Source organism: Streptomyces sp. NPDC016851 (genome assembly GCF_055562795.1).
Window position 1 is genome coordinate 98,591 of record NZ_JBVHEP010000005.1, and the last position, 25,154, is coordinate 123,744.

The following is a 25,154-nucleotide window of genomic DNA, read 5'->3' on the forward strand; positions in this document are numbered from 1 at the left end:
GAAGGACGCGTTCAACGGGCGCTGACGCCGGCGGTCCGGCCGCTGCTGGGGGTCCGGGGGTCGGCCCCCGGGCAGGCACGGTCAGCCTGGGCAGCAGGGGCTGTTCTCTCGGCTGAAGGACGCGTTCAACGGGCGCTGACGCCGGCGGTCCGGCCGCTGCTGGGGGTCCGGGGGTCGGCCCCCGGGCAGGCACGGTCAGCCTGGGCAGCAAGGGATGTTCTCCCGGTTGAAGGACGCGTTCAACGGGCGCTGACGCCGGCTCCTCGGGGGGCCTGCGGGTGGCTTTTCCTCTGGTCTATGCCACACGGCAGGCCGGTTTCGGAGTAGTCCGGAGGACGTGACAACATGCGGTCATGTCCTCCGCGCTGACCGATCTCTTCCCCCACCCGATCGTGCAGGCCCCCATGGCGGGCGGCGTCTCCGTGCCGAAGCTCGCCGCCGCCGTGTGCGAGGCGGGCGGGCTCGGGTTCCTCGCCGCCGGGTACAAGACCGCCGACGGGATGTACGAGGAGATCAAGCAGCTGAGGAGCCTCACCGGCAGGCCCTTCGGCGTGAACCTCTTCATGCCGCAGCCGGAGTACGCCGACCCCGCCGCCATCGACGTCTACGCCCACCAGCTGGCCGGCGAGGCCTCCTGGTACGAGGCCGAGCTCGGCGACCCCGACAGCGGCCGCGACGACGGCTACGAGACCAAGCTCGCGGTCCTGCGCGACAACCCCGTGCCGGTGGTGTCGTTCCACTTCGGCGCGCCGAGCCGGGAGGTCGTCGACGCCCTGCACCGGGTCGGCACCTTCGTCCTGGTCACCGCCACCACCCCCGACGAGGCCCGGGCCGTCGAGCGGTCCGGCGCGGACGCGGTCATCGCGCAGGGCGTCGAGGCCGGCGGCCACCAGGGCACGCACCGGGACATCCCCGAGACGGACGGTTCGGGCATCGGACTGCTGTCGCTGGTCGCCCAGATCCGGGAGACCGTGAACATCCCGATCATCGCCGCCGGCGGCATCATGCGCGGCGGCCAGATCGCCGCGGTCCTCGCGGCGGGCGCGAGCGCGGCCCAGCTCGGCACCGCGTTCCTCGCCACCGCCGAGTCGGGTGCGAACGCCCTGCACAAGCAGGCGCTGACCAACCCCCTGTTCGTCCGTACGGAGTTGACCCGGGCCTTCTCCGGGCGCCCGGCGCGCGGCCTGGTCAACCGTTTCCTGCGCGAGCACGGCCCGTACGCGCCCGCCGCCTATCCCGAGATCCACCACCTCACCGCGCCGCTGCGCAAGGCCGCCGCCAAGGCGGGGGACGCGCAGGGCATGGCGCTGTGGGCCGGGCAGGGCCACCGGATGGCGCGGGAGCTGTCCGCCGGGCAGCTCGTGGAGGTGCTGGCCGGTGAACTCGCCTCGGCGCGGACAGCGTTGTCGGGCGTTGGCGGCATCCGATGACGGCTCCGGTGTTCGTGGTCGAGCACTTCGACACGGCCGGGGGCGGCCGTCACGTCCTCGACGGCCCGGAGGGACGGCACGCCGTCTCCGTGAAGCGGCTGCGGCCCGGTGAGGACGTCGTCCTCACCGACGGGGCAGGACGCTGGGCGGACGGTGTCGTGCTCGATACCGAGGGCAAGGACCGGCTGATCGTCCGGCTGGACCCGGTGACGGAGGAGCCGCCGGAGCAGCCCCGCCTCACCGTCGTCCAGGCGCTGCCCAAGGGCGACCGCGGGGAGCTGGCCGTCGAGACGATGACGGAGGTCGGCGTCGACGCGATCGTGCCGTGGGCGGCGGCGCGCTGCATCACGCAGTGGAAGGGCGACCGCGGACTGAAGGCGCTGGGCAAGTGGCGGGCGACGGCCCGGGAAGCGGGCAAGCAGTCCCGCCGGGTGCGTTTCCCGCAGGTCGCGGAGGCGGCGACGACCAAGCAGGTCGCCGCGCTGCTGGCCGCTGCCGACTTCGCCGCCGTGCTGCACGAGAGCGGGGACGAGGCACTGGCGACGGCCGAACTGCCGTCGTCCGGGGAGATCGTGCTCGTCGTGGGACCCGAAGGGGGCGTGGCGCCGGAGGAGTTGGCGCTGTTCGCGCAAGCGGGGGGCAAGGCGTATCGCCTCGGGCGCAGTGTGCTGCGCACATCGACTGCCGGGACGGCGGCCGCGGCCGTGCTCCTGGCTCGCACCGGCCGCTGGACCTGAACCCTCTCGGAGGCACCGTGGAACTCGCACAGGTACGACTGCTCGTGACCGACTTCGCCGCCTGTTACCACTTCTACGGCGAGGTCCTCGGCCTCAAGCCGCAGTCGGGGGCGGCGGACGGCCCGTACGAGAAGTTCAGCCCCGCGGTGGGCTCCGCGGGCATCGCGCTGCAGGACCGCTCGATGATGGCCGAGGTCCTGGACGAGCTGGGCGACACGGCGAACGGCCACCGCTCCCTGGTCGTCCTGCGCGTAGACGCCCTGGACGGGTACTGCGAGGAGATCACGATGCGCGGCGCCACGATCCTCCACGGCCCGACCCACCTGACCGACCGCCTGCGCGTCGCCCACCTCAAGGACCCCGAGGGCAACTTGGTCGAGCTGCAGGAGTGGTTGCTGCTGCGCGGCTGACGCCTTTGCGCCCTACCGCGCGGCCCCCGACGGTGGCAGGCTCCCCTCCATGGGGGCACTGAGGAGGATTTGGCGAGGGCCGCGCAACCGTACGGTGGCGGCCGCGGTGACCTGCGCGGTGGCTGCCGTCGGCGGCGCGGTGGCGTGTGAACCCGGTGGCGGGATCAGTTCCGCGACCGTCGCGTACACCACCGACGAAGCCGTCACCAAGGAGCTCAACCGGCAGAAGGCGGGCGTGCGTTGGCTGACGTGCACCGGCTCCTACGGGGATTCCGGCCAGGGCGGGAAGCCGTCGCCGTCGGCGAGTGAGAGGACCGTCGTCACCGTCGACTGCGAGGGGGAGACGGAGGACGGGAAGGACATCACCGTCGACGGCAAGGTCACCCACGCGGTGGACGGCGCCTGTGTGCGCGGGAACATCACCGCCAAGGTGGACGGCAAGGTGTGGTTCCAGGTCGACGGGCTCGGCGACTGCAACTCCACCAGCCCGCCGCCCGTCGGAGGCGGGCCCTCGAACGGGCAGCAGCCCGGTCCCACCGTCACCGTGACCGTCACGCAGACCATCTGGTGCGACCGGTACCCGGACTGCCGCCCTGTCGAGGGCAAGTGATCCGAACCCTGTCCGTACGACGGCCTCCCTGCATAGGGTGATCGGGTGACACAGTCCGCATCGCCTGCTTACCTCCGCTTCCCGCACGTGCACGGTGACCTGGTCGCCTTCACCGCCGAGGACGACGTGTGGCTCGCTCCCCTCGACGGCGGACGGGCCTGGCGGGTCAGCGCCGAGAACGTGCCGGTGACCCTGCCCCGTATCTCGCCCGACGGCACCACGGTCGCCTGGACCTCCACCCGCGACGGCGCCCCCGAGGTGCACATCGCCCCGGTCGACGGCGGCCCCGCCAAGCGCCTGACGTACTGGGGCAGTCTCAAGACCCAGGTGCGCGGCTGGACCCCGGACGGCGACGTGCTCGCGATCAGCTCCCAGGGCCAGGCGAGCCTGCGCCGCACCTGGGCGCGTGCCGTCCCGCTCGACGGCGGTCCGGCCACCACCCTGCCGTACGGGCCGGTCGGTGACATCGCCTACGGGCCGAGTGTCGTCCTGCTGTCCGCCCCGATGGGGCGCGAGGCCGCGTGGTGGAAGCGGTACCGGGGCGGTACGGCGGGGAAGTTGTGGATCGACCCGGACGGAGACGGCGAGTTCGTACGGCTCCATGAGGGGCTGGACGGGAACATCGAGTACCCGCTGTGGGTGGGGGACCGGATCGCCTTCCTGTCCGACCACGAGGGCACCGGCGCGCTGTACTCCTCCCTCGCCGACGGATCTGACCTGCGCCGGCACACGCCGCTCGACGGCTTCTACGCCCGGCACGCCGCGACCGACGGCACCCGTGTCGTCTACTCCAGCGCCGGTGAGCTGTGGGTGCTGGACGACCTGGACGGGGCCGAGCCGCGGCGGCTCGACGTGCGGCTCGGCGGACAGCGCGTCGACCTCCAGCCGTTCCCCGTGAACGCCTCCCGGTGGTTCGGCTCGGCGTCCCCGGACCACACCGCGCGCGGCAGCGCCGTGTCCGTACGCGGCTGCGTCCACTGGGTCACCCACCGCTCCGGCCCGGCCCGCGCCCTGGCCGCGACGCCCGGCGTCCGGGCCAGGCTGCCGCGGGCGTTCCGCGCGGACGGCGAGGAGTGGGTGGTGTGGGTCACGGACGCCGAGGGCGACGACGCCCTGGAGTTCGCGCCCGCCACCGGCCTCGCACCGGGGGCGACACCGCGCCGGCTCGCCGCCGGGCAGCTCGGCAGGGTGCTGGACCTCGCCATGGCACCGGACGGCAGCCGCGCGGCCGTTGCCTCCCACGACGGTCGTCTGCTGCTCGTCGAGAGGGAGACGGGCGAGGTGCGGGAGGTGGACCGCAGCGATGACGGTGACGTGTCCGGGCTCGTCTTCTCACCCGACTCCTCCTGGCTCGCCTGGTCCCACCCCGGCCCGCGCCCCCTGTCGCAGCTGAAGCTCGCCAACACCACCGACCTGTCGGTCACCGAGGCGACCCCGCTGCGCTTCCAGGACTACGCGCCGGCGTTCACGACGGACGGCAAGCACCTCGCGTTCCTGTCGACCCGCTCCTTCGACCCGGTCTACGACGAGCACGTCTTCGACCTGGCCTTCGTGGAGGGCGCCCGGCCGCATCTGATCACGCTCGCGGCCACCACGCCCTCCCCGTTCGGGCCGCAGCGGCACGGCCGGTCCTTCGAGACGCCCGACCGGGAGGAGACCCCCGACAGCGAGGGCACCCCCACCACCCGCATCGACCTCGAAGGCCTCGCCGACCGCATCGTGCCCTTCCCGGTCGAGGCCGCCCGCTACTCCAACCTGCGCGCCGCCAAGGACGGCGTCCTGTGGCTGCGCCACCCGGTCGCCGGTGTGCTCGGCGCGTCCCGGGCCACCCCGGACGACCCCGACCCCAAGTCCGAGCTGGAGCGCTACGACCTCGCCCAGCAGCGCGTCGAGCATCTCGCCGTCGACGCCGACCACTTCGAGGTCAGCGGCGACGGCAAACGGGTGCTGCTGTGGACCGACGGACGGCTGAAGGTCGTCCCCAGCGACCGGCGCGCCTCCGGCGACGACGACAGCGACACCAACATCACCGTCGACCTGGGCCGCGTACGCCAGTTCATCGACCCGGCCGCCGAGTGGCGGCAGATGTTCGACGAGAACGGCCGCATCATGCGCGACCACTTCTGGCGGCCCGACATGAGCGGCGTCGACTGGGCCGGCGTCCTCGACCGCTACCGGCCGGTCGTGGACCGGCTCGCCACCCACGACGACCTGGTCGACCTGCTGTGGGAGGTGCAGGGCGAACTCGGCACCTCGCACGCCTACGTCACCCCGCGCGGCGGCTTCGGCGGAGGCCCCCGCCAGGGTCTGCTCGGCGCGGACATCTCCCGCCACGAGGACGGCAGCTGGCGCGTCGACCGCATCCTGCCCTCCGAGACCTCCGACCCGGACGCGCGCAGCCCGCTGGCCGCACCCGGCGTCGCCGTACGCCCCGGGGACGCGATCCTCGCCATCGCCGGCCAGCCGGTCGACCCGGTGGCCGGACCCGGCCCGCTGCTGATCGGCACGGCGGGCAAGCCGGTGGAGCTGACCATCTCCCCGTCCGGCGGCGGCGACCCGCGGCACGCCGTCGTCGTCCCGGTCGCCGACGAGGAGCCGCTGCGCTACCACGCCTGGGTCGCCGACCGGCGCGCCTACGTCCACGAGAAGTCCGGCGGCCGCCTCGGCTACCTCCACGTCCCGGACATGCAGGCCCCCGGCTGGGCCCAGATCCACCGCGACCTGCGCGTCGAGGTCGCCCGCGAGGGCCTGGTCGTCGACGTCCGCGAGAACCGCGGCGGCCACACCTCCCAACTGGTCGTCGAGAAACTCGCCCGCCGCATCGTCGGCTGGGCCGTCCCGCGCGGCATGCGCCCCTACAGCTACCCCGAGGACGCCCCCCGCGGCCCCGTCGTGGCCGTCGCCAACGAGTTCTCCGGCTCCGACGGCGACATCGTCAACGCCGCGATCAAGGCCCTGGGCCTCGGCCCGGTGGTCGGCACCCGCACCTGGGGCGGCGTCATCGGCATCGACAGCCGCTACCGCCTGGTCGACGGCACCCTGGTCACCCAGCCCAAGTACGCCTTCTGGCTCGAGGGTTACGAGTGGGGTGTGGAGAACCACGGGGTGGACCCGGATGTGGAGGTCCTCCAGCGCCCCCAGGACTACGCGGCGGACAGGGACCCCCAACTGGACGAGGCGATCCGACTGGCACTGGAAGCATTGGAGGCAGTACCGGCAAAAACGCCTCCGAGCTTGCCAACCTAAGGGGCGCGGGGAACTGCGCGACCAGCCACAAAGCACCCGCACCCGACGACGATACGATGCCCGGCAAGACCGAAATTCGGCCAACCCCCGGAGGAAACATGGCAGGGGAGCCCCAGGAAGACTGCCTGTTCTGCAAGATCGTCGCCGGAACCATCCCGGCGACGATCGTCCGCCAGACGGACACCACCATCGCGTTCCGCGACATCAACCCCCAGGCCCCCACCCACGTCCTGATCATCCCCAAGGCGCACCACGAGAACGCCGCCGCCCTCGCCGCCGCCGACCCGGCCCTCACCGCGGACGTGATCCGCGAGGCCCAGGCCGTCGCCGACGAGGAGAAGCTGGACAGCTACCGCCTCGTCTTCAACACCGGCAGCGGCGCCGGCCAGACGGTCTGGCACGTGCACGGCCACGTGCTCGGCGGCCGCGGCCTCGAATGGCCCCCCGGCTAACGGGAAACGCCTTGTCCGTACGCGAACTCGTGGTGCTCGGCACCGCCAGCCAGGTCCCGACCCGCCACCGCAACCACAACGGCTACCTGCTCCGCTGGGACGGCGAGGGCATCCTGTTCGACCCCGGCGAGGGCACGCAGCGCCAGATGGTGCGGGCCGGGGTCGCCGCGCACGACCTGAACCGGATCTGCGTCACGCACTTCCACGGCGACCACGCACTCGGTCTGCCCGGGGTCATCCAGCGCATCAACCTCGACCAGGTGCCGCACGAGATCACCGCCCACTACCCGAAGTCCGGGCAGCGCTTCTACGAGCGGCTCCAGTACGCCACGCCCTACCGCGCGACCGTCTTCCTCACCGAGGCCCCGGCCGACGGGGACGGCGTGCTCGCGGTCACGCCGTCGTACACGCTGGACACCCGCAGGCTGTCGCACTCGATCGAGTCGTACGGCTACCGGATCACCGAGCACGACGGCCGGCGCATGCTGCCCGAGCGGCTCGCCGCGCACGGCATCAAGGGTCCGGACATCGGCCGGATCCAGCGCGAGGGCTCGCTCGGCGGGGTCTTGCTGGAGGACGTCAGCGAGGTGCGGCGCGGGCAGCGGTTCGCGTTCGTCATGGACACCCGGCTGTGCGAGGGGGTGTACGCGCTCGCCGAGGGCTGCGACATGCTCGTCATCGAGTCGACCTTCCTCGACGAGGACGAGCAACTCGCCGTGGAGCACGGCCACCTGACGGTGGGTCAGGCCGCGCGGGTGGCCCGGGACGGCGGTGTGCGGCACCTCGTGCTGACCCACTTCAGCCAGCGCTACACCGACCCGGACGAGTTCGAGCGGCAGGCGCGGGCGGCGGGGTACGAGGGGGAGCTGACCGTGGCGCACGACCTTCTGCGGGTGCCGGTTCCGAAGCGTCGGTGAAACGCCCGTACGATGAATTGATGTCCCTCCCCAAAGCCGAACTGCACCTTCATATCGAAGGCACCCTGGAACCGGAACTCGCCTTCGAGCTCGCCACGCGCAATGGCCTCACGCTGCCGTACGCGGACACGGACGAGCTGCGCGAGGCGTACCGGTTCGAGGACCTGCAGTCGTTCCTGAACCTGTACTACGAGCTCATGGCCGTCCTGCGCACCGAGCGGGACTTCGAGGACCTGGCGAACGAGTACCTCGCACGCGCCGCCGCCCAGGGCGTGCGGCACGCGGAGATCTTCTTCGACCCGCAGGCCCACACCAGCCGCGGGCTGGAGCTCGGCACGGTCGTCGAGGGGCTGTGGCGGGCGCTGGCCGACAGCGAGTCCCGGCACGGCGTCTCGACCCGGCTGATCCTGTGCTTCCTGCGCGACGAGCCCGCCGAGTCGGCCCTGGCGACCCTGGAGGCGGCCAAGCCGTACCTGGACCGGATCACCGGCGTCGGACTCGACTCGGCCGAGGTCGGGCATCCGCCGGCGAAGTTCCGCGAGGTGTACGAGGCCGCCGCCGCGCTCGGGCTGCGGCGGGTCGCGCACGCCGGTGAGGAGGGGCCGCCGGAGTACATCACCGAGGCCCTGGACGTCCTCGGCGTCGAGCGGGTCGACCACGGGCTGCGCTGCGTGGAGGACCCGGCGCTGGTGGAGCGGCTGGTGCGGGAGCGGGTGCCGCTGACGCTGTGCCCCCTGTCGAACGTCCGGCTGCGGACCGTCGACACCCTCGCCGACCATCCGCTGCCCGCCATGCTGGACGCCGGGCTGATGTGCACGGTGCACTCGGACGATCCGGCGTACTTCGGCGGGTACGCCGGTGACAACTTCGACGCCGTCCGCGACACCCTCGGTCTGAGCGAGGACCGGCTGCGCGAGCTGGCCCGCAACTCCTTCCTCGCCTCGTTCCTGGAGGACGACGAGGAGCTGCGGGCGCGGTATCTCGCCGAGGTGGAGGCCTACGAGTTCCGCTGAGGAACCACCCGTAGGCCTCAGAAGATCTCCGACCCCGCCTGGCCGTAGGCGCGCTGGGCCGGGACGGCCGGGGCGTCCACGGGGATCTCCACCACCTGCTGTTCGCGGGCGCCGATCTCGGGGACCGCGCCGGTGGGGGTGCCCGTGGTGGCGGCGACCAGGGCGGCCGGGTGGCCGCCGCGGCGGCGGATCGCCCCGGCGAGCAGCGGGCGTCCGCTCGTGTGCAGGGCGACGGCGGTCATCGGCAGGGCGATCACCAGCAGACCGGCGGCCAGGATCGCGCCCATGACCGGGAACCCGGCCTGCGCCGACAGCACGCTGCCGGCCAGCGGCCCGGCGGCCGTGCCCAGCGAGGACGCCGAGCCGACGAGCACCGCCCAGCGGCCGCGCGGGTCGAGCGAGGCGGCGAGCCCGATCAGGTACGACAGCACCACCGGATACAGGGTGTTCCAGGCGATCTCGCCGGTCGCGAAGCTCGTCAGGTCGGTCGCGGAGGCGCTGAGCACGATGCAGCCGGCGATCAGGACCGTGCCCGCACCGATCGGCACCGCGCGTCCCAGCCGCGCCCCGAGCGCGCCCGCCGCGAGGACGCCGGTCAGTCCGGCGCCCAGCGCCACGGCGAAGACGACACCGACGGTGGCCTCGCCGAGGTGGGCCTGGGTCAGCCCGATCTGTCCGCTCACGCCCCACAGGGAGTTCTGGGCGAGCGACCAGCACAGCATGGCGACGGCCAGCACCAGGCCCGAACGGGCGTGGGGCAGCCGGGCCTTGTGGTGCCGCGTGGGCGCGGCGGGCGTGCCGGCGGGCAGACGGCCGGTCAACGGCCACACGGCCAGGGCGGTGAGGGCGATCGCGGCCAGGGGCAGGCCGTGCCCCGGGCCGAGGTGCGGGACCGTCAGATACACGGCGCCCGCGAGGGCGGAGACGGTGAGCAGCCCGGCCGTGGAGGCCCGGTGCGGATCCCGCTGGGCGGCTATCAGGGTGGCGGCCACGGTGGTGGCCGTGCCGGATCCGAAGCCGCCGACCATCGCGCCGGCGACGACGGCCGGGACGGCGGTGGACAGTGCGGCGGCGCCGTAGCCGAGCAGGGCCAGGGCGAGCCCGAGCCGGGCGAGCGTGCGGGCTCCGAGGGTCTCGACCCGTGAGGCCAGGGCGAATCCGGCGGCAGCCGAACTCAGCAGCAGCGCACTGCCGACGGCGCCGGCCTGGGTGGCGGAGAGCGGAAGGCCCGAGTCGAGTCTGCCGACGGTGGTCGGCAGCAGGTACGGGGCGAGGTACCCGGCCGTGAAAAGGGCGACGAGGGGCCAGGAGGTGGTGCGGGGGGCGAGCACGGGCGTTCCCAGGGCATGCGAAAGGAGCGGTGGAGGTGGGGGATGGGCGACGACCGTCGACGGACAGGAACGCGCGGGCAATTTGTATCAAGCAAGTAGTCGTACGAGTTAACCCGCGGGGTGTGATGTGGCACACGTTGCGTTTGATGCGGTGAAGGCCGGGTAGACGAGGGCCTTTTACCAGGTGGCGTGGGCGTTTCCGTTAACGCCAGTGCACCGATCCGGCTCCCGGAACCGTCGCCTCCACTTTCGCCCGGATCTCCCGCATCACGGCGACGATCCGCTCCTCGTGCTCCGGCGTGAGCCGGGCCACCGGCACCGAGCAGCTGATCGCGTCCAGCGCCGGGATGTCGTAGCGCAGCGCGAACCCGAAGCCGACGATGCCCATCACGCCCTCCTCGCGGTCCACGGACCAGCCGCGGGCCCGGACCCGGGCGAGGTCGGCCGCCAGGGACTCCCGGCTGGTGTGCGTGTTCGGGGTCAGCGCCTCGTACGGCCCCTCGGGCAGGTCCGCGTCCGGGCGTTGTGCCAGCAGGGCCTTGCCCAGGGCCCCGGCGTGCGCGGGCAGGCGCCGTCCCACCCGGCTGATCGTGCGCAGGTACTCGTGCGACTCCCGCGTCGCCAGATACGCCACGTCCCGGCCGTCCAGCCGGCCCATGTGGATCGTCTCGCCGAGCGCCTCGGACGCCTCGTCGAGATACGGCCGTACGACCCTGACCCGCGGGTCGGAGTCGAGGTAGCTGGTGCCGGTGAGCAGGGCGTGGATGCCGATGCCGTACAGGGATCCGGTGACGTCCGTGCGGACCCAGCCGCGCGAGACCAGGGTCTGGAGCAGCGCGTACATCGAGCTGCGCGGCACGCCGAGTTCGTCGGCCAGCTCCTGGAGCCGGGCCGGGCGGTCGCCGCGCGCCGCGAGGAGTTCCAGCAACTCGACCGTGCGGGCCGCGGACTTCACTTCGCGGACGCCACCTGTGTCTGACATGTGCTGATCGTAATCGGGCCGCCCCGTGCGGTTGACGTTCGCCTACCCAACCCTCATTCTCATACATAAATGACGTCTACATAAGGAGATGGCGAGGGGATGACCGAGGAGACGACCGTGAGCGCGGGACCGGGTGCGGTCGCACACCGGCTGCGGAAGGGCATGGCCGGGGGCGTGCTGTCGTTCCCGCTGACCAGCTTCCGCGACGACGGCAGCCTCGACCCGGACGGCTTCCGCGCCTACGTCGCGGACCGGCTCGCCGCCTCGCCCGGAGCCGTCTTCCCCGCCTGCGGCACCGGCGAGTTCTTCTCGCTCGACGAGGACGAGTACCGGCAGGTCGTCACCATCACGGTCGAGGAGGCGGCGGGCCGCGTCCCCGTCGTCGCGGGCATCGGCTACGGCTGGGCGCAGGCCGTCCGGTTCGCCCGCATCGCCGAGGACGCCGGCGCCGACGCGCTCCTCGTGCTGCCGCACTACCTCGTCACCGCCCCGCAGGACGGACTCGTCGCACAGCTGGAACAGATCGCCGCCCGCACCCGGCTGCCGCTGATCGCCTACCAGCGCGGCCAGGTCACGTTCACCGCCGAGTCGCTCCGGCGCATCGCTGCCCTGCCCGGCGTCATCGGCCTCAAGGACGGCCACAGCGACCTCGACCGGCTCCAGCGCCTCACCCTCGCCGCCCCCGAGGACTTCCTGTTCTTCAACGGCGCCGCCACCGCCGAGATCCAGGCCCGCGCCTACGCCGCCGTCGGCGTCCCCGCCTACTCCTCCGCCGTCCACGCCTTCGCCCCCGAGATCGCCGGCGCCTTCTTCACCGCCCTGCGCGACGGCGACCACGGCACCGTCGACAAACTGCTGCGCGGCTTCTACGTCCCGCTCGTCGAACTGCGCGACCGCGTCCCCGGGTACGCCGTGTCCCTGGTGAAGGCGGCGGCCCGGCTGCGCGGCCACCCCGTGGGCCCCGTCCGCGCCCCGCTCACCGACCCCTCGCCCGCCGACCTGGCCGCCCTCACCGCCCTCCTCACCGCGGGACTCGACCTCGTAGGAGCCGCCCTGTGAACCTCGACATCACCGACGTACGGCTGACGCCGATCCTGGTCGCGGACCCGCCGCTGCTCAACACGCAGGGTGTGCACCAGCCCTACACGCCCCGGCTGATCGTCGAGGTCGTCACGGCGGACGGGGTCACCGGCGTGGGGGAGACCTACGGCGACACCAAGTACCTGGAACTGGCCCGGCCCTTCGCCGAGCGGCTGAAGGGGCGGCAGGTCAGCGACCTCAACGGGCTGTTCACGGTCGCGGACCAGGTCGCCGTCGACCGCTCCCGGGTCGAGAACGCCGTCGACGTCGGCGGGCTGCGCGGCGTCCAGACGGCCGACAAGCTGCGCCTTTCCGTCGTCTCCGCCTTCGAGGTCGCCTGCCTCGACGCCCTCGGCAAGGCCCTCGGGCTGCCCGTGCACGCGCTGCTCGGCGGCAAGGTGCGCGACGCCGTCGAGTACAGCGCCTACCTGTTCTACAAGTGGGCCGGCCACCCGGAGGGCGTCGCCTGCGAGAAGGACGACTGGGGGGCCGCCGTCGACCCGGCCGGGGTGGTGGCGCAGGCCCGCCGGTTCACCGAGCGGTACGGCTTCACCTCCTTCAAGCTCAAGGGCGGTGTCTTCCCGCCCGACGAGGAGATCGCGGCCGTCCGGGCGCTGGCCGAGGCGTTCCCCGGGCACCCGCTGCGGCTCGACCCCAACGGCGCATGGTCCCTTCAGACGTCGCTGAAGGTGGCGCAGGAACTCGGGGACGTCCTGGAGTACCTGGAGGACCCGACCCTCGGCACCCCCGCCATGGCCGAGGTCGCCGAGCGGACCGGCGTGCCGCTCGCGACCAACATGTGCGTGACGACCTTCGCCGAGATCAAGGAGGCGTTCACCAAGAGCGCCGTCCAGGTCGTGCTCTCCGACCACCACTACTGGGGCGGACTGCGCAACACCCAGCAGCTGGCGGCCATCTGCCGCACCTTCGGCGTCGGCGTGTCGATGCACTCCAACACCCACCTGGGCATCTCGCTCGCCGCGATGACCCACGTGGCGGCCACCGTCCCGAACCTCCACCACGCCTGCGACTCCCACTACCCCTGGCAGTCGGAGGACGTGCTCACCGAGCGGCTCACCTTCGAGGGCGGTGCGGTGACCGTGTCCGACGCGCCGGGGCTCGGCGTCGAGCTCGACCGTGAGCGGCTGGCCGTGCTGCACCGGCGGTGGCTGGATGACGACGGTGCGCTGCGCGACCGCGACGACGCGGCGGCCATGCGGATCGCCGACCCGGAGTGGGTGACGCCCTCGATGCCCCGCTGGTAACCCCCGCTCTCCGGTCGCTCAGGGGGCGCGCGGGGGGCCGGTGCGAGCTGACGGAACGGGTGGGTCCGGCGTGATCGGCGTCACGTTGTCAGTGATGTGGTGCAGACTGGCCTGATCCGCACCACGTCAGGGAGCGCATCGTGATCGCGTCCACCGCCCCGGCAGGAAAGGGCCCGGCCGGAAAGGGATCGCACCGCCAGAGCCAGGTCGATCCCCTCGCCCCGCTGCGCGCGCCGGACGACCCGCCCTGGGACGTCTACCTCACCGGCACCGTCTTCCTCGACATCATCTTCACCGGGCTCGACTCCGCCCCGGTGCGCGGGACCGAGTCCTGGGCGCGCGGGATGGGGTCGAGCCCCGGCGGCGTGGCCAACATGGCCACCGCCCTGGCCCGCCTCGGCCTGCGTACGTCCCTCGCGGCGGCCTTCGGCGACGACCACTACGGCGACTACTGCTGGGACGCCCTGGAGCACGGCGAGGGCATCGACCTCTCCCCGTCGCGCACGGTGCCCGGCTGGCACTCCCCGGTGACGGTCTCCATGGCCTACGAGGGCGAGCGCACGATGGTCTCCCACGGCCACGAGCCGCCCCCGGAGGAGCCCGCCCCCGAGTGCCCGCCCCGCGCGCGTGCCGCCGTCGCCTCCCTCGCCCCCGGCGTGAGCGCGCCCTGGATCGCCCAGGCCGCGGGCAAGGGCACCCGGGTCTTCGGTGACGTCGGCTGGGACGACACCGGTGCGTGGGACCTGGCGGCGCTGCCCGACCTGCGGCACTGCGAGGCCTTCCTGCCGAACGCCGAGGAGGCCATGCGGTACACGGGCGCGGACTGCCCCCGGGCGGCGGCGCACGCGCTGACCGACTACGTGCCGCTCGCGGTGGTCACGCTCGGGGCGGACGGGGCGTACGCGGTGGACCGGCGTACGGGGGAGACCGCGGAGGTGCCGGCGATCGAGGTCGAGGCGCTCGATCCCACGGGGGCGGGGGACGTGTTCGTCGCCGGGTTCGTGACCGGGACGCTGGCGGACTGGCCGCTGGCGGACCGGCTGGCCTTCGCCGGGCTGACGGCGGCGCTGTCCGTGCAGGAGTTCGGGGGGTCGTTGTCGGCGCCGGGGTGGTCGGAGATCGCGGCGTGGTGGCGGCGGGTGCAGTCGGTGGAGGGGCAGTCGGCGGTGGCATTGGAGAGGTACGGGTTCCTGGCCGGCCTGGTGTCCGAGGAGTTGGTCAGGCCCTGGCCGTTGCGGCGGGCTGTGCCTACGATCGGCTTTCGGCGCTCGGCGTGACCGTCCTGGCCGACCAGGGGGCTCCGCCCCCTGGACCCCCGGACCTATGCCCACCCACCGCCCGAATCGGTCGGTCAAGACGAACTCTCGCCTCGGTTTCCAACCCCACCCCCAAAACCCCTACGGCGTTGTCAGTCCCCCGTCGTACCCTGGGAATCGCGAGGCCGCCCTCAGCTACGCGGCCGTGAAGAGGAGGAACCGCAGGCCTTCAGCGCCGGCCCATGACTCAGACACCTACAGCTCACACCCCCGCGCAGGAGCAGGCGAGAGCGCAGTTCACCGTCCCCGCCCAGCACCCCATGGTGACGGTGCTGGGTTCCGGCGACGCCCTCCTGCGCGTGATCGAGAAGGCCTTCCCGGCGGCCGACATCCACGTCCGGGGCAACGAGATCAGCGCGGCCGGCGACCCTGTGGACGTCGCCCTCATCGCCCGCGTGTTCGACGAGATGATGCTGGTGCTCCGCACCGGACAGCCGATGACGGAGGACGCAGTGGAACGCTCGATCGCCATGCTCAAGGCGAGCGAGAACGGGGAGAGCGACGGCCAGGAGACCCCTGCCCAGGTGCTCACGCAGAACATCCTGTCCTCGCGAGGCCGCACGATCCGCCCCAAGACGCTCAACCAGAAGCGCTACGTGGACGCGATCGACAAGCACACGATCGTCTTCGGCATCGGCCCGGCGGGCACCGGCAAGACGTACCTGGCGATGGCCAAGGCGGTGCAGGCCCTGCAGTCCAAGCAGGTCAACCGCATCATCCTGACGCGCCCGGCGGTCGAGGCCGGAGAGCGGCTCGGATTCCTCCCGGGCACGCTCTACGAGAAGATCGACCCGTACCTGCGCCCGCTCTACGACGCGCTGCACGACATGCTCGACCCGGACTCGATCCCGCGGCTGATGGCGGCGGGCACGATCGAGGTCGCGCCGCTCGCCTACATGCGCGGCCGCACGCTCAACGACGCCTTCATCATCCTGGACGAGGCCCAGAACACGAGCCCCGAGCAGATGAAGATGTTCCTCACCCGCCTCGGCTTCGACTCGAAGATCGTGATCACGGGTGACGTGACGCAGGTCGACCTCCCGGACGGGACGAAGAGCGGTCTGCGGCAGGTGCAGGACATCCTGGACGGCGTCGAGGACGTCCACTTCTCCCGGCTGTCGTCCCACGATGTCGTCCGGCACAAGCTCGTGGGCCGTATCGTCGACGCGTACGAGCAGTACGACACCAAGCACGGCACCCAGAACGGCACGCACAAGGGCCGCGGCAAGTCCGGGCACAAGGGGAAGTAGACCGAGCACCAGCATGTCGATCGACGTCAACAACGAGTCCGGTACCGAGGTCGACGAGCAGGCGATCCTCGACATCGCCCGCTACGCGCTCGCGCGGATGCGCATCCACCCGCTCTCCGAGCTCTCGGTGATCGTCGTGGACGCCGCCGCCATGGAGCAGCTCCACATCCAGTGGATGGACCTGCCGGGCCCCACGGACGTCATGTCCTTCCCGATGGACGAGCTGCGCCCGCCGTCCAAGGACGACGACGAGCCGCCGCAGGGGCTGCTCGGCGACATCGTGCTCTGTCCCGAGGTCGCGGAGAAGCAGGGCAAGGAAGCGGACACGCAGCACTCCATGGACGAGGAGCTCCAGCTCCTCACCGTCCACGGGGTGCTGCACCTGCTGGGCTACGACCACGAGGAACCGGACGAGAAGGCCGAGATGTTCGGCCTCCAGGCGGCCATCGTGGACGGCTGGCGCGCGGAGCGGGGCCTGACCGGGCCCTCCCCGGCGCCGACGGTCTCGTAGCGCCGCCGATGAGTCCGCAACTCGCCCTGGGTGCGGTCGCCCTGGTCGTCGTGGCCTGGCTCTTCGCCTGCGCGGAGGCGGGCCTCGCGCGGGTCTCCAGCTTCCGCGCCGAGGAGGCCGTGCGCTCCGGCCGCCGGGGCAGCGCCAGGCTCTCCCAGGTCGCCGCCGACCCCACGCGCTACCTCAACGTGGCGCTGCTGGTCCGCGTCGCCTGTGAGATGGCCGCCGCCGCGCTGATCACGTACGGCTGCCTGATGGAGTTCGACAACACGACCGAGGCCCTCCTGATCGCCATCGCGGTCATGGTCCTCGTGTCGTACGTCGCCGTCGGCGTCTCCCCGCGCACCATCGGCCGCCAGCACCCGCTGAACACGGCGACGGTCTCGGCGTACGTCCTGGTGCCGCTGGCCCGGATCATGGGCCCGATCCCGTCGCTGCTCATCCTCATCGGCAACGCGCTCACCCCCGGCAAGGGCTTCCGCCGGGGCCCGTTCGCCTCCGAGGCGGAGCTGCGGGCGCTGGTCGACCTCGCCGAAAAGGAGTCGCTCATCGAGGACGAGGAGCGCCGCATGGTGCACTCGGTCTTCGAACTGGGCGACACCCTCGTCCGGGAGGTCATGGTGCCGCGCACGGACCTGGTGGTCATCGAGCGCTACAAGACCATCCGCCAGGCCCTCACCCTCGCCCTGCGCTCCGGCTTCTCCCGGATCCCGGTGACCGGCGAGAGCGAGGACGACATCGTCGGGATCGTCTATCTGAAGGACCTGGTCCGCAAGACGCACATCAGCCGCGACGCCGAGTCCGAGCAGGTGTCCACGGCGATGCGCCCGGCGTTCTTCGTGCCCGACACCAAGAACGCCGGCGACCTGCTGCGCGAGATGCAGAAGGAACGCAACCACGTCGCCGTCGCCGTCGACGAGTACGGCGGCACCGCCGGCATCGTCACCATCGAGGACATCCTCGAGGAGATCGTCGGCGAGATCACCGACGAGTACGACCGCGAACTGCCGCCGGTGGAGGACCTCGGCAAGGACCGCTACCGGGTCACCGCCCGCCTGGACATCGGAGACCTGGGCGAGCTGTACGGCCTGGAGGCGTTCGACGACGAGGACGTCGAGACGGTCGGCGGCCTGCTGGCGAAGGCGCTGGGCCGGGTTCCCATCGCCGGCGCGTCGTCCGTCGTCGCCCTCCCGGACGGCCGGGAACTGCGCCTGACCGCGGAGGCCGCGGCCGGCCGCCGGAACAAGATCGTGACGGTGCTGGTGGAGCCGGTGGACTCGACGGACCCTCCACGCGACGAGGAGGAGAAGCCGGAATGACTCCGCAGGAGCTGCGCGCGTTCTGCCTGTCGTTCAACGCCGCGGTCGAGGACTTCCCGTTCAGCCCGGAGATCTCGGTCTTCAAGGTCCAGGGCAAGCTCTTCGCCCTGTCACACCTCGACGCGCGTCCCCTGAAGGTCAACCTCAAGTGCGACCCGGACGACGCGATCCGGCTGCGCCGCGAGCACGAGGGCCTGATCGTCCCCGGCTGGCACATGAACAAGCGGCACTGGAACACGGTCACGTGCGACGGGGGACTCCCGGACCGGCTGGTCCGGGAGCTGATCGAGGACTCGTACGACCTCGTCGTCGCGGGCCTGCCGCGAGCGGACCGCCTCCGCCTCGACCGGTCCTGACGCTTCCGTATGCTCGGATCATGACCGACAGCAGCGCGCTCGACCCCGAGGACCGCAAGATCGTCACCCTGGCCCGTTCCGCGCGGGCCCGCAACGGTGTGCCCGAGGGGGCGGCCGTACGGGACGAGACCGGACGTACGTATGTCGCGGGGACCGTGGCCCTCGACTCCCTGAAGCTCAGTGCCCTCCAGGCGGCGGTGGCGATGGCGGTGGCCTCGGGTGCGCGGTCGCTGGAGGCCGCGGCCGTGGTGACCGAGGGTGGGACCGCGTCCGACCAGGACCGGGCGGCCGTGCGGGACCTCGGCAGCGCGCAGACGCCGGTGCTGGTGGCCGGGCCCGACGGGACCGTGCACACCACGATCACGGCCGGCTGAGGCCTGGCCGGACTTCGCTGTAACCGGCGGTAATTAGGCGAGATTTCAACCTTGTCGCCGTCTGCCCCGGCCGCATCAATGGAACCGACAGTTCCGACGGACCGTCAGGTCCGGCTCTCGGCAGTGTGTCCGCATCCACGTGCCGAGCGGTCCCCCCACACGGAAAGGGAACCGTAATTCCATGAGATGCAAGCGAATCGGAGCAGGCGCGGCCCTGGCGGCCGGCGTCCTCGCGGTCACCGGGCTCGCCTTCGCCCCCGCCGCACTCGCCGTCACCCCACAGGCGGCGACGATCAGCGCCGACTGCGGCACCTTCGGCAGTGGCGAGGCCACGCTCACGGCCACGCAGGACGGCACCGCCGCCACCGTCACCGTCAAGTCCTCGGCGATCACGGCGCCGATCGCCCTCGGCGAGGACTCGATCGCGTCCACCCTCACCCTGGTGAAGGCCGGCGGCGGCACCGTCGACTTCACCGGTACTGAGAACCCGGCGATGGCCGCCGGCGCCCCCGTCGAGGTCGGACCCCTAGGCGGCACCGTGGCCTCCGGCGACAGCCTGGAGGCCTTCGGCGGCTCGCTGAAGATGACCGTCTTCGGCATCACCATCACCTGCACGGCGTCCGGGCCGCAGTCGCCGGGCCCGTTCGTGTTCGACTGATCCCGGCCGGGCCGGGCGCGAGCTACAGCGCGTCCGGCCCGCGCTCGCCCGTCCGCACCCGCACGATCGTGTCCACGGGCAGCGCCCACACCTTGCCGTCGCCGATCTTGCCGGTGTGCGCGGCCTTCACGACCGCGTCGATGACGGCCTCGGCGTCCGCGTCCTCGACGACGACCTCGATGCGGATCTTCGGCACCAGGTCGACCTGGTACTCGGCGCCGCGGTACACCTCGGTGTGGCCGCGCTGCCGGCCGTAGCCGCTGGCCTCGCTCACGGTCAGGCCCTGCACGCCGAGCTCCTGCAAGGCGTTCTTGATCTCGTCGAGGCGGTACGGCTTGACGATCGCGGTGATGAGCTTCATGCCTGGGGACCTTCTGCGCGGGGGAGACGACGGAGGGGGGAGACCGGGGCGCCGTGGCCCAGGATGCCGTGATCGTAGGCCGTCTCGGAGTGCACCGTAAGGTCCGGGCCGGACTGCGGCCGGAGGCATGGGGCGGGCGGTTCGGGCGCCTGTGCGGCAGGGCTCCGTGAATCAGGGAGAATGGGCGCCATGAGCGTTCGTACCCAGTCATCCGAAGAGCCGGCCGAGGCTGTCCACAGGGCCGGCTTCGCCTGCTTCGTGGGCCGTCCCAACGCGGGCAAGTCCACCCTCACGAATGCTCTGGTCGGCCAGAAGGTGGCGATCACGGCGAACCAGCCGCAGACGACACGGCACACCGTGCGGGGCATCGTGCACCGCCCGGACGCCCAGCTGATCCTGGTCGACACCCCGGGGCTGCACAAGCCGCGCACGCTGCTGGGCGAGCGGCTGAACGACGTCGTGCGCACGACGTGGGCCGAGGTGGACGTGATCGGCTTCTGCCTGCCGGCGAACGAGAAGCTGGGCCCCGGCGACCGCTTCATCGCGAAGGAACTGGCGTCCATCAAGAAGACGCCGAAGATCGCCATCGTCACCAAGACCGACCTGGTGGACAGCAAGACGCTCGCCGAGCAGCTCATCGCGATCGACCAGCTCGGCAAGGAGCTGGGCTTCGAGTGGGCGGAGATCGTGCCGGTGTCGGCGGTCGGCGGACAGCAGGTGGAGCTGCTGGCCGACCTGCTCGTCCCGCTCCTGCCGGAGGGCCCCGCGCTCTACCCCGAGGGCGACCTCACCGACGAGCCCGAGCAGGTCATGATCGCGGAGCTGATCCGGGAGGCCGCGCTGGAGGGCGTCCGCGACGAGCTCCCGCACTCCATCGCCGTGGTCGTCGAGGAGATGCTCCCCCGCGAGGACCGCCCCGCCGACAAGCCCCTGCTCGACATCCACGCCTTCGTCTACATCGAGCGCCCCAGCCAGAAGGGCATCATCATCGGCCCCAAGGGCAAGCGCCTGAAGGAGGTCGGCATCAAGTCCCGCAAGCAGATCGAGGCGCTGCTGGGGACCCCGGTCTTCTTGGACTTGCACGTGAAGGTCGCGAAGGACTGGCAGCGGGATCCGCGGCAGTTGCGGAAGCTGGGGTTCTGAGGGTCCGGGGCCCGCTATAACGCCGTCGCCAGGCTTGCCCAGACCGCGTTGCCGCCCGTGAGGGGCGAGCGCGTGACTCCCCAGCTGGCGGCTATCTCGCGGACGAGCAGCAGGCCGCGGCCGCCCTCGTCGTCGAGGCCGGGGCAGTGGTCCGGGATGCCCCGGCCCGTGAGGTCGCCGTCGTGCACCTCCAGCCGGAAACGCCCCTCCGTCCTGCGGCCGACGCCGCACAGGACCCACGCGCCGGGCGTGTGCAGAACGGCGTTGGTCACCAGCTCGGACACCAGCAGGACCGCGTTCGCGCACACGTCGTCGGGTACCCGCCACGAGGCCAGCCGCGCCTGCGTGGCATGACGGGCGACTCGGACGCTGGTCCGGTGGGACGGCAGTTCCAGCCAGTGCGTGCGGCCCGGGCGCACCGCGTCCAGGAACCGGGGAGTGGAAGTCGTGTGGGGGGACACGGCGTTCGCCTTCCGTGGGGGGTGGGCGCAGTCAAGGAAGGGGCGAGGCGCGAATCGGACCGTCCGGAAAGAGGAGTTGGGGGTTCCGGTGCCCCGTTCGCACAAGTAACTATGCTCGCAGAGCAGTTCACGCTGCAACCATCTGCCTGATAATTTCAGGAGGAAGGTATCGCTGCTCCGGGCCGCTTGGCGGAACGATCAACTCCCTGCGAGGCTTGCGCCGGTGACGACCCCTCGGGAGGCACGGCGTGAGCGACGCGCGATCAGGCACCGGCGCCGGCGCGCCCACCGTTCTCCGCATGATCCTCGGGCGCCGTCTCCAGGAGGCCCGGCAGACCGCGGGCCTCTCCCTGGACGACGCCGCCAAGGCCCTGCGCGTCACACCGCTGACCATCCGCCGCCTGGAGAAGGCCGAGGTCGGCCTGAAGATCCTCTACGTCGAGAAGCTGCTCCAGACCTACGGGGCGGAGCAGCAGGAGATCGACGAGTTCGTCACCCTGGCCGAGCGGGCCAACGAGCCCGGCTGGTGGCACCCGTACCGCGATGTGATGCCGTCCTGGTTCACCGCCTACGTGAGTCTGGAGACCGGCGCGAGAACCCTGCGCACCTATGAGCCGCACTACGTCACGGGCCTGCTCCAGACACCCGGGTACGCGCGCGCCGTGCTGCGCGGAGGCTTCCCGAATGACAACGACGAGGACCTCCAGCGGCGCGTGGAGCTGCGGCTGCGCCGCCAGAGCCTGCTCACCAAGCCGGACGCGCCCACGCTGTGGGTGGTGATGGAGGAGGCCGTGCTGCACCGGGTGGTGGGCGGCCCCGAGGTGATGCGCGAGCAGATCGACCGGCTCCTGGAGGCCGCCGAGCTGGAGCACGTCAGCGTCGACATCGTGCCGTTCGACGCGGGCGCCCACGTCGGGGCGTGCGCGCCCTTCACCTACTTCCGGTTCGAGGAACGGGAGCTGCCCGACATCGTCTACAGCGAGATCCTCTCCGCGTCCGTCTACCTCGACCAGCGCGCCGACGTCGTGGCCCATCTGGAGGCGCACAACCGGCTGTCGCTGAAGACCTCGTCCGCGGACAGCAAGGCGCTGTTGAACCGCATGCGGAAGGAGTACTCATGACCATCGCCGAGGGCACCGTCTACAACGGCATGCCCGCGTCGGCTCTCGGGGAACAGGGCTGGGAACGTCCGTGGAGCGGCCCCAACGGGGGCCAGTGCGTGGAGACCAAGCAACTGGCCGACGGCCGCGTGGCGGTCCGGCAGTCGGCCGATCCCGCCGGTCCCGCGCTGATCTACACGCCCGAGGAGATCACCGCGTTCGTCGCGGGGGTCAAGCGGGGCCTCGCCGACCATCTCACGGCCCGCTGAAACCCACGTTCAGGGCCCACTGAAACCCCACGTTCAGGGCCCGCTGAAACCCCACCGAGCCGGACTCGCACCACCACCCCCCCACGAGAGGCACCCCCCATGAGCAACTCGCAGGCCGCGCGGGACATCGACACCAGCAGGCCGCACTCCGCCCGCATGTACGACTACTACCTCGGCGGCAAGGACCACTTCGAGGTCGACAAGCAGGCGGCCGAGCGGGTCGCCGAGGCCTACCCCGCCATCTTCGTCTGCGCCCGCGAGAACCGGGCCTTCATGCACCGCGCCACCCGCGTCCTCGCCCGCGAGCACGGCATCCGCCAGTGGCTGGACATCGGCACCGGCATCCCCACCGAGCCCAACCTGCACCAGGTGGCCCAGTCCGTGGTCCCCGACGCCCGCGTGGTCTACGCCGACAACGACCCGCTCGTCCTCAAGTACGCCGAGCGCCTGATGCGCAGCACGTCCGAGGGCCGGACGACGTACATAGAGGCGGACGTCAACGACCCCCGGACGCTGCTGACCGCACCCGAACTGGACGAGGTGCTGGACCTGAGCCGCCCGGTCGCGCTGTCCCTCAACGCCCTGATGCACTTCGTCACCGACGCCCAGGACCCGTACGGCATCGTGCGCCGCCTGCTGGACGTCCTGCCCTCCGGCAGCGCCCTGGCGCTGAGCCACTGCACGCCCGACTTCGACCCGGCCACCTGGCAGAAGGTCACCGACATCTACACCTCGGCCGGGACGCCCGTGCAGTTCCGCTCCCGGGCGGACGTCGCCCGCTTCTTCGACGGCCTGGACCTGCTCGACCCCGGCGTCACCGTCGGCCACCGCTGGCGGCCCGACGCCACCGACGGCGACGCCCCGACGGACGCCGAGGTCAGTCTGTGGACCGCGGTGGGCATCAAGCCGTAGTCCCCGCCCCTTGGGCCCGCAGCACCTCCCGGTACCAGCCGTACGACGACTTCGGGGTCCGCTGAAGGGTCTCGAAGTCGACGTGGACCAGGCCGAAGCGGCGTGCGTAGCCCTCCGCCCACTCGAAGTTGTCGAGCAGGGACCACACGAAGTAGCCGCGCACGTCGACACCCGCCTCCAGCGCCCGGTGCAGGGCCCGGAGGTGGCCGTCCAGGTAGGTGATGCGGTCCTGGTCGTCGATCTCCGGGTAGGAGCAGCCGTTCTCGGTGATGACGACGGGCGGGAGCCGGTCGCCGTAGCGGTCGCGGAAGGCGGTGAGGAGTTCGGTCAGGCCCTCGGGCACCACCGGCCAGCCGAAGTCGGTGACCGGGTGGCCCGTGATCTCCCGGACCGCGAAGGGGAGTTCGGCGGGCATGGCGACGCCGCCGAACGTGATGTCGGTGCCCTGCGGGGCGCCCACCCGCGTCGGCGCGTAGTAGTTGACGCCGTACCAGTCGAGCGGTTCGGTGATCACCTTCAGGTCGGCCTCGACGTCCCCGGGCATCAGCTCGCCGATGCCGTCCGGGTACCGGCCCAGCAGCAGTGGGTCCGCGAACAGTCGGTTCAGCAGCACGTCGTAGAACTCGGCCGCCTCCACGTCCTCCGCCTCCGTCGACGCCGCCCAGGTCGGGCCGTGCGAGTTGGCGATGCCGATGTCCGTGGCGCCCGAGGCGCGCAGGGCGCGTACGGCCAGGCCGTGGGCCAGCAGCTGGTGGTGGGCGGCCGGGAGCGCGTCGAACAGCAGCTGCCTGCCCGGCGCGTGCACGCCCAGGGCGTGGCCCAGCAGGGTGTGCTCGGCGGGCTCGTTCAGGGTGATCCACTTCGTCACCCGGTCCCCGAGGCGATCGGTGACCTGCGCGACGTACTCGGCGAAGCGCGCGGCCGTGTCCCGCTCCAGCCAGTCGAGGTCCGCCGGCAGGTCCCAGTGGAACAGGGTCGGCACCGGGCGGACGCCCGCCGCGCACAGGTCGTCCACGAGCCGGTCGTAGAAGTCCAGGCCCTTCTCGGAGCGCACCCGCGGCCAGGAGACCGAGAAGCGGTAGGCGTTCACGCCGAGGCCGGCCAGCAGGGCCACGTCCTCGCGGTGGCGGTGGTAGTGGTCGCAGGCCACCGCCGCCGTCGAGCCGTCCTTCACCCGGCCCGGCTCGGCGGTGAAGGCGTCCCACACGGACGGCTCGCGCTCGTCCGCGGCCCCCTCGATCTGGTGCGCCGAGGTCGACACGCCCCAGAGGAAGCCGGCCGGGAAGCGGGGGATCGGATTGCCTGCGTCAGTCGCCATGCGCTGGATCATCCGTACCGCCGGTAACGGAAGTCAACAGGCCGCTGCGGAAGACCTGTCAAGCACCTTCCTTCAGCACCCGCGAGATCAGCTTCCGCTGTTCGTCCGTCAGTCGCGGATCGGCCGCGTACACCGTCTCCCCGTCCACGGTGATCTGGTAGCTGAACCCGTCCGGGACCCCGATCGGCGGCGTGTGCCGGCCGGCGGCGAGCGCCTGCTCGGCCAGCGCGTGCCATTCGGGGGCATCGGGGCGGCCGGAGGTGTCCACCTCGGCATGCCGCTCGATGCCCGCGAACCCGCCCGTGCGCCTCACCTGAATACGCATGGCACCTG

At 71.9% G+C, this 25,154-nt stretch carries 27 protein-coding genes; 21 read left to right on the forward strand and 6 right to left on the reverse strand.

All coding sequences use genetic code 11. The features are described 5' to 3' along the window. Nucleotides 1–353 precede the first annotated feature (353 nt). The 8 genes from ACZ3I3_RS10435 (at nt 354) to ACZ3I3_RS10470 (ending at nt 8,815) form a co-directional block, all read left to right on the forward strand. Entirely contained in the window at nt 354–1,430 is a 1,077-nt protein-coding gene (locus ACZ3I3_RS10435; RefSeq protein WP_467364086.1) for a nitronate monooxygenase, read from the forward strand. Next, the gene (locus ACZ3I3_RS10440; protein WP_467364087.1) at nt 1,427–2,167 is read left to right on the forward strand and encodes a 16S rRNA (uracil(1498)-N(3))-methyltransferase; all 741 of its coding nucleotides are present in this window, start codon (nt 1,427–1,429) and stop codon (nt 2,165–2,167) included. The genes ACZ3I3_RS10435 and ACZ3I3_RS10440 overlap by 4 nt, the downstream gene beginning before the upstream one ends. Nucleotides 2,168–2,184: 17 nt before the next feature. Then, nucleotides 2,185–2,577: a VOC family protein gene (locus ACZ3I3_RS10445; RefSeq protein WP_467364088.1), complete on the forward strand. Its 393-nt coding sequence runs from the start codon at nt 2,185–2,187 to the stop codon at nt 2,575–2,577. Between the two features lie 49 nt (nt 2,578–2,626). Then, nucleotides 2,627–3,187, forward strand: coding sequence for a hypothetical protein (locus tag ACZ3I3_RS10450; RefSeq protein WP_467364089.1), 561 nt, complete (start codon nt 2,627–2,629; stop codon nt 3,185–3,187). A 45-nt stretch (nt 3,188–3,232) separates the two neighbouring features. Beyond that, nucleotides 3,233–6,433 (forward strand): S41 family peptidase, encoded by a 3,201-nt coding sequence (locus tag ACZ3I3_RS10455; protein ID WP_467364090.1) that lies wholly within the window; start codon nt 3,233–3,235, stop codon nt 6,431–6,433. 98 nt (nt 6,434–6,531) lie between these two features. Further along, complete coding sequence (locus ACZ3I3_RS10460) at nt 6,532–6,885, forward strand: histidine triad nucleotide-binding protein (RefSeq protein ID WP_467364091.1); 354 nt, start codon at nt 6,532–6,534, stop codon at nt 6,883–6,885. Nucleotides 6,886–6,896: 11 nt separating this feature from the next. Beyond that, a complete protein-coding gene (locus ACZ3I3_RS10465) occupies nt 6,897–7,802 on the forward strand; it encodes a ribonuclease Z (RefSeq protein WP_467364092.1) in 906 nt (301 codons plus the stop codon). A 20-nt stretch (nt 7,803–7,822) separates the two neighbouring features. Continuing rightward, entirely contained in the window at nt 7,823–8,815 is a 993-nt protein-coding gene (locus tag ACZ3I3_RS10470) for an adenosine deaminase (RefSeq protein WP_467364093.1), read from the forward strand. Nucleotides 8,816–8,832: 17 nt separating this feature from the next. On the opposite strand, the gene ACZ3I3_RS10475 is transcribed toward ACZ3I3_RS10470, so the two are convergent. Further along, complete coding sequence (locus ACZ3I3_RS10475) at nt 8,833–10,146, reverse strand: MFS transporter (RefSeq protein ID WP_467364094.1); 1,314 nt, start codon at nt 10,144–10,146, stop codon at nt 8,833–8,835. A 202-nt stretch (nt 10,147–10,348) separates the two neighbouring features. Then, a complete protein-coding gene (locus tag ACZ3I3_RS10480) occupies nt 10,349–11,128 on the reverse strand; it encodes an IclR family transcriptional regulator (RefSeq protein ID WP_467364095.1) in 780 nt (259 codons plus the stop codon). 99 nt (nt 11,129–11,227) lie between these two features. Here ACZ3I3_RS10480 and ACZ3I3_RS10485 point away from each other — a divergent pair, with 99 nt between their 5' ends. The 9 genes from ACZ3I3_RS10485 to ACZ3I3_RS10525 all read left to right on the forward strand — a co-directional run bounded on the left by ACZ3I3_RS10485 (nt 11,228) and on the right by ACZ3I3_RS10525 (nt 19,257). Next, nucleotides 11,228–12,187 (forward strand): 5-dehydro-4-deoxyglucarate dehydratase, encoded by a 960-nt coding sequence (locus tag ACZ3I3_RS10485; protein WP_467364096.1) that lies wholly within the window; start codon nt 11,228–11,230, stop codon nt 12,185–12,187. Continuing rightward, on the forward strand, nt 12,184–13,473 hold the full coding sequence (locus tag ACZ3I3_RS10490; RefSeq protein ID WP_467364097.1) for a glucarate dehydratase family protein: 1,290 nt from the start codon (nt 12,184–12,186) through the stop codon (nt 13,471–13,473). Before ACZ3I3_RS10485 ends, ACZ3I3_RS10490 begins: the two co-directional genes overlap by 4 nt. 140 nt (nt 13,474–13,613) lie before the next feature. Further along, complete coding sequence (locus tag ACZ3I3_RS10495) at nt 13,614–14,750, forward strand: carbohydrate kinase family protein (protein WP_467364098.1); 1,137 nt, start codon at nt 13,614–13,616, stop codon at nt 14,748–14,750. A 221-nt stretch (nt 14,751–14,971) separates the two neighbouring features. Continuing rightward, complete coding sequence (locus ACZ3I3_RS10500) at nt 14,972–16,039, forward strand: PhoH family protein (protein WP_356924143.1); 1,068 nt, start codon at nt 14,972–14,974, stop codon at nt 16,037–16,039. A 13-nt stretch (nt 16,040–16,052) separates the two neighbouring features. Next, nucleotides 16,053–16,550: an rRNA maturation RNase YbeY gene (gene ybeY / locus ACZ3I3_RS10505; RefSeq protein WP_059414063.1), complete on the forward strand. Its 498-nt coding sequence runs from the start codon at nt 16,053–16,055 to the stop codon at nt 16,548–16,550. 8 nt (nt 16,551–16,558) lie between these two features. Continuing rightward, nucleotides 16,559–17,869 carry a hemolysin family protein gene (locus tag ACZ3I3_RS10510; protein WP_467364099.1) on the forward strand — a complete coding sequence of 437 codons (1,311 nt, stop codon included), beginning with the start codon at nt 16,559–16,561 and terminating at the stop codon, nt 17,867–17,869. Beyond that, nucleotides 17,866–18,225: an MmcQ/YjbR family DNA-binding protein gene (locus ACZ3I3_RS10515; RefSeq protein ID WP_467364100.1), complete on the forward strand. Its 360-nt coding sequence runs from the start codon at nt 17,866–17,868 to the stop codon at nt 18,223–18,225. Before ACZ3I3_RS10510 ends, ACZ3I3_RS10515 begins: the two co-directional genes overlap by 4 nt. Nucleotides 18,226–18,245: 20 nt before the next feature. Next, the gene (locus tag ACZ3I3_RS10520; RefSeq protein WP_467364101.1) at nt 18,246–18,599 is read left to right on the forward strand and encodes a cytidine deaminase; all 354 of its coding nucleotides are present in this window, start codon (nt 18,246–18,248) and stop codon (nt 18,597–18,599) included. 181 nt (nt 18,600–18,780) lie between these two features. Beyond that, on the forward strand, nt 18,781–19,257 hold the full coding sequence (locus ACZ3I3_RS10525; RefSeq protein ID WP_467364102.1) for a hypothetical protein: 477 nt from the start codon (nt 18,781–18,783) through the stop codon (nt 19,255–19,257). A gap of 22 nt (nt 19,258–19,279) precedes the next feature. Here the strand turns inward: ACZ3I3_RS10525 and ACZ3I3_RS10530 are convergent, their stop codons facing one another. Beyond that, nucleotides 19,280–19,618, reverse strand: a complete 339-nt coding sequence (locus tag ACZ3I3_RS10530) for a P-II family nitrogen regulator (protein WP_399409345.1) — start codon at nt 19,616–19,618, stop codon at nt 19,280–19,282. Nucleotides 19,619–19,798: 180 nt separating this feature from the next. On the opposite strand from ACZ3I3_RS10530, the gene era reads away from it, so the two are divergent. Continuing rightward, entirely contained in the window at nt 19,799–20,761 is a 963-nt protein-coding gene (gene era / locus ACZ3I3_RS10535; protein WP_467364103.1) for a GTPase Era, read from the forward strand. 14 nt (nt 20,762–20,775) lie between these two features. On the opposite strand, the gene ACZ3I3_RS10540 is transcribed toward era, so the two are convergent. Next, a complete protein-coding gene (locus ACZ3I3_RS10540) occupies nt 20,776–21,222 on the reverse strand; it encodes an ATP-binding protein (RefSeq protein ID WP_467364104.1) in 447 nt (148 codons plus the stop codon). A gap of 248 nt (nt 21,223–21,470) precedes the next feature. On the opposite strand from ACZ3I3_RS10540, the gene ACZ3I3_RS10545 reads away from it, so the two are divergent. From ACZ3I3_RS10545 to ACZ3I3_RS10555, 3 genes are all read left to right on the forward strand, one after another. Further along, nucleotides 21,471–22,343, forward strand: coding sequence for a helix-turn-helix domain-containing protein (locus ACZ3I3_RS10545; RefSeq protein ID WP_467364105.1), 873 nt, complete (start codon nt 21,471–21,473; stop codon nt 22,341–22,343). Continuing rightward, nucleotides 22,340–22,591, forward strand: coding sequence for a DUF397 domain-containing protein (locus tag ACZ3I3_RS10550; RefSeq protein WP_467364106.1), 252 nt, complete (start codon nt 22,340–22,342; stop codon nt 22,589–22,591). Before ACZ3I3_RS10545 ends, ACZ3I3_RS10550 begins: the two co-directional genes overlap by 4 nt. A 99-nt stretch (nt 22,592–22,690) precedes the next feature. Continuing rightward, nucleotides 22,691–23,503: an SAM-dependent methyltransferase gene (locus tag ACZ3I3_RS10555; protein ID WP_467364107.1), complete on the forward strand. Its 813-nt coding sequence runs from the start codon at nt 22,691–22,693 to the stop codon at nt 23,501–23,503. On the opposite strand, the gene ACZ3I3_RS10560 is transcribed toward ACZ3I3_RS10555, so the two are convergent. Together ACZ3I3_RS10560 and ACZ3I3_RS10565 are read right to left on the reverse strand one after the other, a co-directional pair. Further along, on the reverse strand, nt 23,493–24,833 hold the full coding sequence (locus ACZ3I3_RS10560; protein WP_467364108.1) for a GH1 family beta-glucosidase: 1,341 nt from the start codon (nt 24,831–24,833) through the stop codon (nt 23,493–23,495). The two genes, ACZ3I3_RS10555 and ACZ3I3_RS10560, sit on opposite strands and share 11 nt — an antisense overlap. 46 nt (nt 24,834–24,879) lie before the next feature. Then, complete coding sequence (locus ACZ3I3_RS10565; RefSeq protein ID WP_467364109.1) at nt 24,880–25,146, reverse strand: protealysin inhibitor emfourin; 267 nt, start codon at nt 25,144–25,146, stop codon at nt 24,880–24,882. Nucleotides 25,147–25,154: the final 8 nt, after the last annotated feature.

What these genes read in the sequence shown, in the direction of transcription:
- ACZ3I3_RS10435 (WP_467364086.1), top strand. Translation starts at nt 354, where the DNA reads ATGTCCTCCGCGCTGACCGATCTCTTCCCCCACCCGATCGTGCAGGCC.
- ACZ3I3_RS10440 (WP_467364087.1), top strand. Translation starts at nt 1,427, where the DNA reads ATGACGGCTCCGGTGTTCGTGGTCGAGCACTTCGACACGGCCGGGGGC.
- ACZ3I3_RS10450 (WP_467364089.1), top strand. Translation starts at nt 2,627, where the DNA reads ATGGGGGCACTGAGGAGGATTTGGCGAGGGCCGCGCAACCGTACGGTG.
- ACZ3I3_RS10460 (WP_467364091.1), top strand. Translation starts at nt 6,532, where the DNA reads ATGGCAGGGGAGCCCCAGGAAGACTGCCTGTTCTGCAAGATCGTCGCC.
- ACZ3I3_RS10470 (WP_467364093.1), top strand. Translation starts at nt 7,823, where the DNA reads ATGTCCCTCCCCAAAGCCGAACTGCACCTTCATATCGAAGGCACCCTG.
- ACZ3I3_RS10480 (WP_467364095.1), bottom strand. Translation starts at nt 11,128, where the DNA reads ATGTCAGACACAGGTGGCGTCCGCGAAGTGAAGTCCGCGGCCCGCACG.
- ACZ3I3_RS10485 (WP_467364096.1), top strand. Translation starts at nt 11,228, where the DNA reads ATGACCGAGGAGACGACCGTGAGCGCGGGACCGGGTGCGGTCGCACAC.
- ACZ3I3_RS10500 (WP_356924143.1), top strand. Translation starts at nt 14,972, where the DNA reads ATGACTCAGACACCTACAGCTCACACCCCCGCGCAGGAGCAGGCGAGA.
- ybeY (WP_059414063.1), top strand. Translation starts at nt 16,053, where the DNA reads ATGTCGATCGACGTCAACAACGAGTCCGGTACCGAGGTCGACGAGCAG.
- ACZ3I3_RS10510 (WP_467364099.1), top strand. Translation starts at nt 16,559, where the DNA reads ATGAGTCCGCAACTCGCCCTGGGTGCGGTCGCCCTGGTCGTCGTGGCC.
- ACZ3I3_RS10515 (WP_467364100.1), top strand. Translation starts at nt 17,866, where the DNA reads ATGACTCCGCAGGAGCTGCGCGCGTTCTGCCTGTCGTTCAACGCCGCG.
- ACZ3I3_RS10520 (WP_467364101.1), top strand. Translation starts at nt 18,246, where the DNA reads ATGACCGACAGCAGCGCGCTCGACCCCGAGGACCGCAAGATCGTCACC.
- ACZ3I3_RS10525 (WP_467364102.1), top strand. Translation starts at nt 18,781, where the DNA reads ATGAGATGCAAGCGAATCGGAGCAGGCGCGGCCCTGGCGGCCGGCGTC.
- ACZ3I3_RS10530 (WP_399409345.1), bottom strand. Translation starts at nt 19,618, where the DNA reads ATGAAGCTCATCACCGCGATCGTCAAGCCGTACCGCCTCGACGAGATC.
- era (WP_467364103.1), top strand. Translation starts at nt 19,799, where the DNA reads ATGGGCGCCATGAGCGTTCGTACCCAGTCATCCGAAGAGCCGGCCGAG.
- ACZ3I3_RS10550 (WP_467364106.1), top strand. Translation starts at nt 22,340, where the DNA reads ATGACCATCGCCGAGGGCACCGTCTACAACGGCATGCCCGCGTCGGCT.
- ACZ3I3_RS10555 (WP_467364107.1), top strand. Translation starts at nt 22,691, where the DNA reads ATGAGCAACTCGCAGGCCGCGCGGGACATCGACACCAGCAGGCCGCAC.
- ACZ3I3_RS10560 (WP_467364108.1), bottom strand. Translation starts at nt 24,833, where the DNA reads ATGATCCAGCGCATGGCGACTGACGCAGGCAATCCGATCCCCCGCTTC.
- ACZ3I3_RS10565 (WP_467364109.1), bottom strand. Translation starts at nt 25,146, where the DNA reads ATGCGTATTCAGGTGAGGCGCACGGGCGGGTTCGCGGGCATCGAGCGG.